We start from the raw sequence: 12,892 nt of genomic DNA on the forward strand, positions 1-12,892 counted from the left end.
TTCATGTTAGCGCCACTGACCGATTATAAAGATAAAATTACCCTTATCCGTGACAGTAATATTCAGTTTCTGGATTTTGGCTTTACACTGCCTCAGCGTAAAGAGTACGGTGAATTTGTTAAAAAAGGCGAGAACGGCCCGTTAATGCGACTCATCTATAATGAGCGTGATGATAACTACCTTTACCCAGCGCCAAAAAATCAGCCTCAAACCCCAAGAGAAGCTGAACTTAGCTTTTCACTTGAAGAATCACTCACCTTATTAAATGAAACATGGCTACCAGTGCCATTTTTCCGCTTTAATCCACCACGTGCTTTTTCTCAAGGCCCTGATAACTGGGTAAGAATGATGTTCCATCAACTGCCTGAGCCTGATGAAGATGGTCATACTCATCGCATTGTTGTGGCGTTTGATACCCGTATTGAACCTAATCGCGCCAATACCGCTTATCTTGCTCCTAACGAAGAAGATATTCGCTCTGGTGTCGCGTTTGCCCTTGCCTACTTAGGCTATGAAGTTGAAAACTTTCTTGAAATACCGTGGATTGATGGTTGGTTAAAAGAAGTGTTTAGCGAAAAAGCACTGACTGTCAGTAAGATGTACCACGATGAGTTAGAAGAGGCGCTAAAAGAGTTTCAACATCAAGCGCATTATCTTAATTTGCTCAATATATTAGGTGAGAAAATTCGCCTACCTGAGATCAAAATTAATGAAACCAAAGCACAAGAGCCTGCGATAGAAGTAGATCTTATTCTTGATGTAGGCAACTCTCGTACTTGTGGCATTTTAATTGAAGACCATATCAACGATAACAAAGGGCTAACGCAACTTTATGAAATGACACTGCGTGATTTAAATCGCCCTTATCAAATCTATAACGAGCCTTTTGAAAGTCGCGTTGAATTTGCTCAAGCTGATTTTGGTAAACAAGATTTTTCAGTGAGCAGTGGACGCAATAACGCCTTTATGTGGCCGACAATTGGGCGAGTTGGCCCAGAAGCTAATCGCATGGCGGCACAACGTTTAGGTACTGAAGGATCAACCGGGATTTCAAGTCCAAAACGTTATTTATGGGATGATTCGCCTTATTCGCCGGGCTGGCGTTTTAGTCACTCTTTTGGTCAAACCGACAGAGAACCTTTAGCTACCGCTGTTCCAATGACCTATTTATTAAACGATCATGGTGAGCCACTATTTCGCTTAGACGCTGATGATCGGATGCCTGTTTTTACGCCAAACTATACGCGTAGTTCACTAATGACCATGATGCTAACCGAAGTGTTAGCACAAGCATTAACGCAAATGAACAGCCCAGCTCAGCGCCTTAAAATGAGTCATGCAAGCGCCCCTCGCCAATTGCGCAATATCATTTTGACCATTCCACCAGCGATGCCAAAACCAGAGCGCGCCATTTTTGAAACCTGTATGGAAAATGCATTAGGTTTAATTTGGAAAGCAATGAATTGGGATCCAACGGATGAAAAGCTGCGTTTTGATGGCAAAGATGAACAATGTCGTCCACCACTACCAAAAATTCACGTTAAATGGGATGAAGCAACCTGTGGTCAGCTGGTTTATCTTTATAACGAAACTCAAATTAAATTTGGTGAACGTACTGAAGCCTTTTTTGCCAGCCAAGTACGCGAAGACAACCGCTTACTCACCGGTGATAGCACACTAAAAATCGCTTCTATTGATATTGGCGGTGGTACGACCGACTTGGTTATCACACGCTATAAACTCGATACCGGTACAGGTAGCAACGTTAAAATTATTCCAACACAACTATTTCGTGAAGGATTCAAAATTGCTGGTGATGATATCTTATTAGATATCATTCAAATTTGTGTTTTACCCGCGTTGCGCACTGCATTAACAGATGCGGGCATTACTGATGCTGATGCATTGATGTCTTCACTCTTTGGTAGTGAAGGATTAGATGCCGGACAGCAAGTGTTACGCCAACAGCTCACATTACAAATCTTCAGCCCTATTGGGTTGCGTATTTTAAGTCAATATGAAAATTACGACCCACTGGTTCCTCATGAGGGGATTAACAGTACCTTTGGTGAATTATTAGCGGTTCAACCGACTGAACACGTTCGTCGTTATATTGATGACGCAGCCAATAAAGAGCTAGGCGGTGGCGATGCATTCTCTATTTTAAATGTACCTGTTCAAATTAACTTTGCACAACTTCATGCTGAATTTATTTCTGGTGAACGGATCAATATCACTCGTAGCTTAAAAGCGCTGTGTGAAGTGCTCTATTACTACTCTTGTGATGTTTTATTACTGACGGGTCGTCCATCTCGCTTACCGGGTATTCAGGCACTATTTAAAGTCTTACAACCTGTACCGCCATCGCGCATTTTACCGCTACATGGTTATAAAACGGGTGGCTGGTATCCGTTTAATAAAAAAGGTCGCATTGATGACCCGAAATCGACAGCTGCAGTAGGCGCAATGCTGTGTTTAATGGCTGAGAATGCACGTTTACTCAATTTTTATTTCTCAACGGGTAACTTTAAAACTTACTCAACAGTACGCTATTTGGGCATGTTAGATAACAACAATACTATCTCTGATAACGATGTTTATTATCGTGATATCCAAGATAAATTTGAGCCTGACCCTGATACCTACTTTGAAGTAAGAGGTGGTATTCGCTTAGGTTTCCGTCAGTTAGATAATGCACGTTGGCCAGCATCGCCACTTTATACTTTACGTATTAAGAGCCAAAAACTTGCGCAGCAATTAAGCCAAGAAAATAGCGTATTGCATATCAAACTGGGTAGCGAAAGAGGGGCATCTAGCCATGAAAATGATGACAGTAAATCAGAGAAACTACGAATTGAAGAAGTCAGCATTACTAACGGCAGAGCAACGAAAAATGAATTAAGTTTTAAACTCAATACGTTAGCAGATAGTGGTATTGGTGAAACATCCTATTGGCTAGATAGCGGGAGTGTATTAGGTAAATGAATATGATTGATGAAAAACAGTTAACCGCTAAGTGGGATGCAATTTATCAAGGTGCAGATAAAGCTATCGATTGGATAACCTCCGTCAGAGGTAATGCTCCACGCTTAAATACTGAAGCCGATAGCCTAATTTATCGCCTACGCCGTAGTCGTAATATGGCAAAAAACTTATCATTAGCAACCCAGCGACCAATGTCTGTGGGCTTTTTTGGCTTATCACAAGCAGGCAAATCTTACTTAATTTCCGCATTAGCAGCGGGTGAAGACGGCCGACTTAAAACCAGCATGTCTGGTAAAACCCTTGATTTTATTGAACATATTAACCCACCGGGTGGTGGTAAAGAAGCGACCGGGTTAGTCACACGCTTTAGCCGCAAACCAACTAAAGGCACGCAAGATCACCCTGTTGAGCTGCATCTGTTTAGTGAAATCGAAATCATCAAAATTCTCGCCAATGCTTATCTGTATGATTTTAATCAGGAAAAAATTGATTTTGAGTTAGATGAAGAGAAGGTTTCTCGCTTAATCAATACCTTAAGTACCCAACGAAATGCAACGCCTATCGCGGGTATTACACATGACGATGTCGTCTCGTTATGGGACTATTTACAACGTCATGCTGAGAAAAGTCAGAAGAAACTAGCAACCACATTTTGGCCTAAAGCAATTGAACTCGCGCCTTACCTCACCATTGCACAACGTGCAAAATTATTTGCTGTATTGTGGGGTGAAATTGATGAACTTACCGCAGCTTATCAACGTTTTAGTACCACATTAAGCCAACTTGGTCATGCGCCATTAGTGTTAGCACCACTGTCTGCGCTAGTCAAAGAGCAAGACGGCATGTTGGTACAAAACGACAGCATTATGAACGTTGATATGCTAGAGCGTCTGAATACTGAAAACGACAGTCAAATTAGCGTTTGTCCTGTTAATGCTGACAGCGTCGGAGCTCCTGTTAGGCTCTCATTAGCAGAGCTAACCGCCTTAACGGTTGAGTTAGTTGTGCCGCTGTTAGATGCACCAAGTAAAGCGTTATTTGAACACGTTGAATTACTCGATTTTCCGGGTTATCGCGGCCGTTTAGGCGTTGAAACAATGGATGATGTACGTCGTCAGGTTAATGATGATAGTGCAAACCCACTGGCTCAGCTTATTTTACGTGGTAAAGTCGCCTATCTTTTTGAGCGTTATACCGATAATCAAGAAATGAACGTACTGGTTGTTTGTACCGCATCAAATAAACAATCTGACGTAAAAGAAGTCGGTGGCGTATTAACTGAGTGGATCCATAACACTCAAGGTAAAGATGCCCAAACACGCGCTAAGCGTCCCTCAGGTTTAATCTGGGCGATGACAATGTTTGATATGCGTATCACCAACTCACTGAATATGAATGAAGCATTACTTCGTCAGTCATGGGGTAAAGGTGGCATGATCAAAATGGCCATGTTAGAGCGTTTTGGCCAATATCCTTGGATGTCTGATTGGGTGAATGGCGAAGCCTTTAATAACACCTTCTTAGTGCGTAAACCAGGTGTGCCTACACCCTTTATTCAAATCGATAATGGCAAAGAAATCGTCTTAAATGATGGTAGTGTTTCACAGCTACGCTTGATGAAAAAAACCTTTGCTGAAGATGAGACCGTCCAACGTTATATTAAAGAGCCAGACCAAGCTTGGGATGCCATGCTATCGCTTAACGATGGTGGTATGCAGCGCCTTGCAAGCTATCTTGAAACTGTTGCACTGAAATCTCTAAAATTAGAGCGAATTAACGAGCAACTACAAGAAGTACAGCGTGACTTAATTGGTCATCATCTTGAAAAATGGTATCAGTCTGGTGGTGAAGAAGAGTTACTGGTGAAGCGTCGTAATGCAGAAACTATTTTACGTTTTATGCAAAGCCGCCCTTATCTTCAAGGGGCATTGTTAGATTATCTGCTACCACCTCGTAAAGCGCTTTACGACTTGTATATGCAAGAAAAAGAAGTGCTCAATACTTTAAATAGCGCAGATAAAAAAGCGGTTTCACCGGCACCGGTTTCTGCCTTTGCCGCAATGGAACAACCCACTTTTGATTTGCTAGGTGATGCACCAATTTCATTAGTACCACAAGAAGATGACGCGCCGAAAGGGCATGGTAACGAAGTCGCTTATCCTCGCAAAGTAATGGCGCTATGGATAAACCACCTACGCAGCTTGCCTGATAACAATGCCTTATTAAGTTATCTAGGGATTGATCAAGAAATCATGGTGTTATTAGTTGATGAACTAATCACCGCAATTAATCGCCTTGGTGTTGAACAACGTATGTTAAAAATACTCGCGGGTACTGAAGCCATTGCTCGTCGTGACGACTTAGCTGAGCAGCAATCTTCTCGTGTTCATAATGTACTGGGTGATTTTATTACTTGGTTTAATTTCAAAGATGTCGATGCTGAGCGTCCTGATAGTAAAATTAACGCAGGTCATAAAATCTTTGAAAGACCTGACAGTAACAGTGTGCAATGGGGTAACGACGAACGTTTAGTTCGTTTACCTACCACGCCTGTTAACTACACCTTTTTGTTTGTATTTGACTGGCTTATCGCTCTATCAGCAATTATCACAGAGAATGCAGGACATTCCGCAGGTAGAGAAATCAGTGCTGAACAAAATGCACTGTTAGGTCAAATTATTCAAACCATGAAATCCTCTGTCGTGGAGTCATAATTCGTGTTTAATCCAGAATTAAAACCCGTACAACCTGCCCGTCCTGGCTTTGCAGTATTAAGTATTCGTAATTGGGAAGGTGAAGCTTCCCCTGTTTATTTAAGTATTCAGCGTAACCAAGACCGTTATTTTCTCAATGATCAAGGTGAATGGGTAGGTAATGCCTTTTTTCACCAACTTTCTCTTGATGAGTGTGATGACGGCTATCAAATTGTTCTTGATAAAACCTTGGTCGATCCATTAGTCAGTAATTTACAAATGGCGTACCAGTTTACGTTAAAAGACGATAACGAAACGCAAGATATTGGCCGATTACGTATTCGCGATGGTGTATTAGCATCACAAGCACAAGGTCAGAGTGAGTCGTTAAAATCAACAGCAACACTTAATCAGCAAGCTATCCCACCAGCACCAGTGGTAGAAAATAGCCCTGAACCCGAGCCAATCAAAGCACCAGAATCTATTGTAGAACCCGAACCGATTATTCCTGAAATAACAGCAGATGAGCCCCCTCATCGCCCTACACCCACACCTAAAAAATCAAAAAATGGCCTTATTTTCGCCATTATTTTAATTGTTATTCTGGCTGGCGTATTAACATGGTTCTTCTTACTTCGTGGTAATCCTGCCGGAGAACCCGCACCAGAACCGACCCCAGAACCATCAGCGCCTGCGGTTTGTAGTGTCGAAAATATGAAAACAGGTACAGCGCTAGCTTTTGTTCAAAGTTGTCTACAAAGCCAACCTGATAGCAAAGCAATTATCACGATTATTGAACAAGCAAAACAAAATCAACAGTGTGATATCGCTCAGCGTTTATATGCTTATAAAGCACAGGCTGGAGATATTGAAATCGCACTAAATTATGCCCGTGAATACGACCCTGCGTCGGCATCTTCACAAGGTTGTTTTAATGCTGATAAAGAGACTGCTATTTATTGGTATGAAGCCGTGTTAAATCACGACTCACAAAATAGCGAAGCAAAAACGCGTCTTGAAGCACTGAAAAAATAGGAAAGTCAGATGAAAAAAGCTCATTGGCTCACGCTTATTCTCAGTAGTTTAATACTGGCAGCACCCGTAAGTGCTGAAGAGAAAAAACCACTGTTACAAGATGGCAAAAAAACGTTGTACCAACGTGTATTAACTTATCCTGGCTGCCAAATTACAGATGCAGTGGGTAAAACAGGAAAAGAACAACCTGCTTTTAGCCGTTTTTATGTTTATCAACGCCAAAAACAAGGTGCAGATGAGTGGCTACAAGTAGGGCCAGATAGTTTAGGTCATGTTAGTGGTTGGATGAATGCAAACTGTACTTCTGAGTGGAAAATGCAATTAACATTGGCATTTACTAACCCAGCGGGTCGTAATCCTATGTTGTTTTTTAAAGAGAAACAGACCTTAGAAGGCTTATTAGATAGCCCTGATCCTAAAAAACAATATCAACCATTCTTAACTGACATTAAAAATCAAAAAGTTAATCCGGCGATTTTAGCAAAAGAGCCTGATTATATGATTGATCAGAAAAGCAATTTTTATCTATTACCTGTTTTAGATTCAGATGAGGTCTTTACTGATGCGGGCTATAAAGTACGTGTATTAAATGTAGCTTCCGTCTCTTCACAAACCAAAGACAACAAAGAAGCGCAAAATACCAATACTACCAATAAAACTAAACCAACCTCACCAGAAGATGCTAATGCAGAAAATATGATGCAAGGTTTCTCTGCGGCAGTGGTGTTTGTTATTGACTCGACCATTTCAATGGATCCTTATATTGATAGAACCAAAGAAGCGATTCAAAAGGTTTATGCTCAAGTCGAAAAAGACAACATGCTTGATAAGGTAAAATTTGGCTTAGTTGCATTCCGCTCTAATATCAAAGCCGTACCTGCATTGGAATATGACAGCAAAATGTTTGTTAATCCCAATGATGTGAAAGATGGTCCTGATTTCCTTAATAAAGTAAAAGAGCTACGCCAAGCAAAAGTCTCAAGTAGTCGTTTTGATGAAGATGCTTATGCTGGTGTTATGCAAGCGCTAGATGATGTTGATTGGACCCGTTTTGGTGCCCGTTATGTGATTTTAATTACTGATGCTGGCGCGTTAACTGGCGATGACCCGCTTTCATCAACCAAACTCGATGCAGAGCAAATTCGTCAAGAAGCCGCTTATCGTGGTGTTGCGCTTTATACTCTGCATTTAAAAACACCATCCGGTGCTAAAAATCACGCCTCTGCGCAAGCGCAGTATGAAGCGTTAACGCTAAATCCGTTTTTACACAAATCACTTTACTACCCCATCAATTCAGGTGACGTAAATAATTTTGGTAAAATGGTCGACAGCTTAGCCACCGCGGTCACGACACAAATTCAGACCGCTTATCGTGGTGAAGCAACCGTGGGTAGCGCATTAAATGCCGATCCTACCTATAGCAAAGATAAAGAAACAAACACCTTACTAAACGATGCTCATGATTTAGGTTACGCCATGCGTTTGGCCTATTTAGGTGAAAAGCAAGGTACAAAAGCACCGCCTGTATTTAAAGCATGGATTAGTGATCGCGATTTATTACAACAAAATGTACCCACCACAGAGGTTCAGGTTTTACTGACCAAAAGTGAGTTGAGCGATTTAAGTGATGTAATGAAAAAAATCGTTAATGCCGCTAACGAAGGACTGATTTCACCTGACAATATGTTTGCAGATTTACGCTCTATTGCTGCAACAATGGGTAACGATCCAAATCAAATCAAACAAGGTACAGCCACTAAGCTTGGCGAAATGGGCTTATTAGGTGAATACGTCGAAAACCTGCCTTACCTTAGTGAGGTATTGGGTTTAGATGAAGAAACATGGAAAAGCTGGGATGGCCTTGAGCAAGAGAAATTTATTCGCCGCTTAAATACGAAACTACAGTATTATCAGCGTTATAACGAAGATGTAGATCGTTGGATATCCCTTGCACCACAAAGCGATCCTCGCGATCACGTTTATCCTGTGCCTCTGGAAAACTTACCTTAATGATCCAGATTGAAGGAATGGCAATTACCCGTGGTGATGCGCAACAAGGTTTTCGGGTTGCGCTTCCTTCACTAATGCTTGATAAAGGCGAAATTGGTGCATTAACGGGATTAAGTGGTTGTGGTAAAAGCACTTTACTAGAAATGATTGGGCTTATTTTACGTCCTGATGAGCTCAGTCAATTTCAATTAGGTGATAATTTCTCGATAACACAAGCCGTATTAGGTAATGAACAAGCTCAACTTTCTGCACTACGTGCTGAAAAACTGGGGTTTATGCTGCAAAATGGCGGGTTATTGCCTTTTTTAACCGTCATGCAAAATATCCAATTACCACGAAAAATGTTGGGATTATCTCCTCATTCTGACTGGCTTGATCACGTTATCGACCATTTACAATTGCGTTCTTTGCTTAATCGTCTACCTCGCCAGCTCTCTATTGGCGAACGCCAACGTGCTGCTTTTATTCGAGCTATCGCCCACGAACCGGCATTATTGCTCGCTGATGAGCCAACAGCAGCGCTTGATCCTCATAACGCACAAGCGTTATATGCGCTTATTGTTGAGATGGTAAAGCAACTTAATATTTCAGCATTAGTGGTGAGTCACGATTGGTCTTTGGTTGAACGCTTTGGCTTTAGCCATTACCACGCTCAATTAGAAGGAGGCGGCAGTGTCTTTATCAAACAATAACCAGACACCTAATCGCCTTGGATTACTCTGTTCATTAGCATGGCGTGACTTACTTTATGATCGCAAGGTCGCGTTATGTATTGTGTTTTCATTGGTTTCTGTGATTGCACCTTTACTTCTGCTATTTGGTTTGAAAAATGGCATTGTGACGCAGTTGCATCACCAATTACTTAACGATCCTCGTAACCTCGAAATTCGTATGTTAGGTAATGGCAATTACCCACCATCGTGGTTTGATGAGATTGCGCAAAAAAAAGAAGTTCGTTTTGTTATTCCTCTGACTCGTAGCCTAAATACACAAGCTGATATTGTTATTGATGGCCAGCATTTTATTGATAATGCAGAAATTATTCCAACAGCGAAAAATGACCCGTTATTAGAAGACGTCGCTATTCCACAAAATAATGACACCTTGGTGCTCTCCGCTAACGCTGCGCAAAAACTCCAAGCCAATGTAGGGGATAATGTCCGTTTGTTTATCGGCCGTAAACTTAATGGCGTTAATGAACGGGCTAAACGTACTTTTGTTGTTGGTGCCATTATCAGTGATAGCAAATTTCCAAGAGCGGCAGCATTTGTCTCTCTTGATGTATTAGTTGCAATGGAAGATTATCGTGACGGCTATCAAGCTCCCCTTTTTGGTATTAATGAGGGGGTTGAAGCAAAACCGCGTAATCAATTTGCTAAAGCCCGCCTTTATGCCACTGATTTAGATGCTATCGCGCCTTTAGATAACTGGTTTACGCAACAACATATCGATGTAATCACGCAAAAAAGCCAAATTGACTCGGTTAAAGCGATTAGCTATGTGCTGAATGTCATTTTTTCTGTCATTGCATGGGTTTCTTTATTGGGTTGTGTTGCATCTCTTATTGGTGCTTTTCTTGCCAATATTGACCGCAAACGCAAAGATATGGCGGTATTGCGCTTATTAGGTTTTCGTCAATTTGCGGTTTCTTTATATATCGTACTGCAAGCCCTATTGTTAACCAGTCTCGCCTTTATATTAGCGCTGATGCTCTATGGCGTTGGTAGCCAGCTATTTACAACATTATTAGGTACCCATCTTCCTGAACAGGCATTTGTTTGCCAGCTCACATTTGGGGATTTATTGATTGCAATGGGCAGTGCATTGCTAGTGGCGTTTGTGGTTGCTGGCATTGGCGCATTACGCGCTGTCTCTATTCAACCCGCGGAGAGCTTACGTGAAATTTAATTTATCGCTATTAACTTTATCATTCACGCTGTTATCTAGCAGTTTCACAGCATCTGCGGCGTGGGATAACAAGTTTGTTAATCCAAAACCCCTGCCTGATGATGTGGTTTTGCCCTTTCCTTGTGAAGGTTCCATGGTTTTTCGCCAAGTCGCTATTCCACTTAGTCAGCCGCTACAAGATTACAGTGTGACACTAGGGCAAGAAGGTGATGAATGGGGGTACTTAGAACAATCACGCGCTGAATATATTTCAGGCAGTTTCCCGCTAAAAACCAAAGAAAAAGGGCGCTATTATTTACTGGCTAAATACCCGGTAACTGATTTGCAATTTAACGCAATGCAAGCTGTGATTAATGGTAAAGAGTGCCCAACAGCATCTAATAAATTACGTTTACCTAAAGTGAATGTGAGCTGGTATGAAGCAATGCAATTTGCTGATCAATATAATCAGTGGCTAAGAAGCAAACACCCTGAAGCCTTACCCGTAGAAGATGGCACCAAAGGTTTTGCTCGTTTACCAACAGAAACTGAGTGGGAATTTGCTGCTCGCGGTGGCTTAAAAGTATCTGCTTCAGAATTTCGTGATACCCGCTTTCCAATGCCTGAAGGCGCGAAAAACTACATTTGGTCGGCAGGAAGTCAATCCGCTAACGGCTCTTTACAACTCACTGGATTACTATCGCCAAACCCGTTGGGATTACACGATATGTTAGGTAACGCGGCTGAAATGATGTTTGAACCTTTTAGACTGAATAAACTCGACCGCTTACATGGCCAAGCCGGTGGCTTTATTGTACGAGGCGGAAGTTATTTAACACCAGAAAGCGATATGCGCAGCTCATGGCGTCAAGAAGAGCCTTATTACACCAATACGGGTGCAAATAAAAATAAATACACTGGTTTTCGTTTAGCGATTGTAGCGCCAACCTTAACGTCTAGAGACAAAATTAAAGAGATCGAAAAAGAGTGGCAGCAGTTAGGAAATGAAAAGCCGGCGAACAATAAATCGAAAGCCAATAGTGATAACTCAATTAATAGTTTAAATACATTATCCACGCAAGTTGAAGATGAAGCGCTGAAAAAGCAATTGGCTGAGTTAAAAAATACCTTACGAGCCAATGCTCAACTGCGTGATGAACAACGAGATCAAGCAATTAGAACCTCATTGCAATTAGGTGCATTTCTTTGCACTAAATTAAAAGATGATGGCGAGTTTTATGACCGGCTCATTGCGCTTCATAATAAAAACTGCCCTGCTGGCACAAAAGATGCCACCTGTGAACGTCGCCAAGAACAAGTTAACGAACACAAGAAAACACTCGATTTTGTTGTTAGCTATTACGCTGACACTTTGGTGGATATGGCAACAACCTATGATGCATCACTTGTGAAGCCTCAGGTTGATGTTGTCCGTCAACTCATGGAAGCAAGAGGAAAATCAAATTTAAATACGTACCTTTCAACTTATATGCAAGGGCTCCAAGGATATTGGACAAATGGTAAGGTTTCACGGAACGAATGGCTTGAAGCGTGCAAAAAACAATAACATTGACTTGAGATGGGTGTGAAATGAAAAAGCAGTTAATGGCTGTGCTTGGCTTAAGTACTGTGTTGGTCTTATCGGGATGTCAAAGCAATAATGGCGCAGATCCTCGTATCACCAACAATAGCGATATGGAGTTCTTCAGCAAATCAGGTATTACAGCTTGTGCTGGTGGTGCTGCTATTGGTGCTCTAGGTTGCTTAGTATCAAATTCAAGTAACAAAGGCGCATGTATGCTTATCGCCGCAGTTGCTGGCTGTGGTGTGGGTATTGGTGCTAACGCCTATTTAGATAATAAACGTAAAGATTATTCTTCTAAGGAAGAGATGCTTAACTCGATGATTGCTGATATTAAAAAAGAGAATCAGCATTTACAAAGTGCATCTAATGCAGCAAGAGCTGTCATTGATGACGACAAAAAAGCATTAGCTAAAATCGAGCAAGATATGAAGCAGCAACGCTTAAATAAAGCCGCAGCTGAAAAACAATTAAAAGGTATCGATGCCAATATCGCCGCTTTGCGTTCTCGTTTATCTGATATGACAAAACGTGAAGCAGAATGGCGAGATATTGCGGCTAAAAGTCGTGATGACGGTATAAAAACAGCGCAACTTGATAAGCAAATCACTGGGATGAAACAACAAGTAGCCTCTTTACAAGAAGAGCTAGATAGCCTCTACTCTCAACGCACTGCAATAAGACTTAGTTAAAAAGGATG

Annotated in this window: 8 protein-coding genes; all 8 read left to right on the top strand. The window is 41.5% G+C overall.

Annotation, left to right across the window (positions count from 1 at the left end; genetic code table 11):
- Positions 1 to 3 precede the first annotated feature (3 nt).
- The 8 genes from PH4a_RS06235 to PH4a_RS06270 are packed head-to-tail and all read left to right on the top strand — an operon-like array spanning position 4 to position 12,884.
- On the top strand, positions 4 to 2,985 hold the full coding sequence (locus PH4a_RS06235; protein WP_129038581.1) for a virulence factor SrfB: 2,982 nt from the start codon (positions 4 to 6) through the stop codon (positions 2,983 to 2,985).
- The gene (locus PH4a_RS06240) at positions 2,982 to 5,699 is read left to right on the top strand and encodes a putative virulence factor (protein ID WP_129038583.1); all 2,718 of its coding nucleotides are present in this window, start codon (positions 2,982 to 2,984) and stop codon (positions 5,697 to 5,699) included. Before PH4a_RS06235 ends, PH4a_RS06240 begins: the two co-directional genes overlap by 4 nt.
- A 3-nt stretch (positions 5,700 to 5,702) precedes the next feature.
- Positions 5,703 to 6,713, top strand: coding sequence for a hypothetical protein (locus PH4a_RS06245; protein WP_129038585.1), 1,011 nt, complete (start codon positions 5,703 to 5,705; stop codon positions 6,711 to 6,713).
- A 9-nt stretch (positions 6,714 to 6,722) separates the two neighbouring features.
- On the top strand, positions 6,723 to 8,723 hold the full coding sequence (locus PH4a_RS06250) for a vWA domain-containing protein (protein WP_129038587.1): 2,001 nt from the start codon (positions 6,723 to 6,725) through the stop codon (positions 8,721 to 8,723).
- Entirely contained in the window at positions 8,723 to 9,415 is a 693-nt protein-coding gene (locus PH4a_RS06255) for an ABC transporter ATP-binding protein (RefSeq protein ID WP_129038589.1), read from the top strand. The genes PH4a_RS06250 and PH4a_RS06255 overlap by 1 nt, the downstream gene beginning before the upstream one ends.
- Entirely contained in the window at positions 9,396 to 10,631 is a 1,236-nt protein-coding gene (locus PH4a_RS06260) for an ABC transporter permease (RefSeq protein WP_129038591.1), read from the top strand. The genes PH4a_RS06255 and PH4a_RS06260 overlap by 20 nt, the downstream gene beginning before the upstream one ends.
- The gene (locus tag PH4a_RS06265) at positions 10,621 to 12,177 is read left to right on the top strand and encodes an SUMF1/EgtB/PvdO family nonheme iron enzyme (protein ID WP_208730478.1); all 1,557 of its coding nucleotides are present in this window, start codon (positions 10,621 to 10,623) and stop codon (positions 12,175 to 12,177) included. Before PH4a_RS06260 ends, PH4a_RS06265 begins: the two co-directional genes overlap by 11 nt.
- A 23-nt stretch (positions 12,178 to 12,200) precedes the next feature.
- The gene (locus PH4a_RS06270) at positions 12,201 to 12,884 is read left to right on the top strand and encodes a hypothetical protein (protein WP_129038593.1); all 684 of its coding nucleotides are present in this window, start codon (positions 12,201 to 12,203) and stop codon (positions 12,882 to 12,884) included.
- The last annotated feature ends 8 nt before the right edge of the window (positions 12,885 to 12,892 follow it).

The sequence above is a fragment of the Proteus hauseri genome (assembly GCF_004116975.1).
In the GTDB taxonomy this organism is placed as follows: Bacteria; Pseudomonadota; Gammaproteobacteria; order Enterobacterales; family Enterobacteriaceae; genus Proteus; species Proteus hauseri.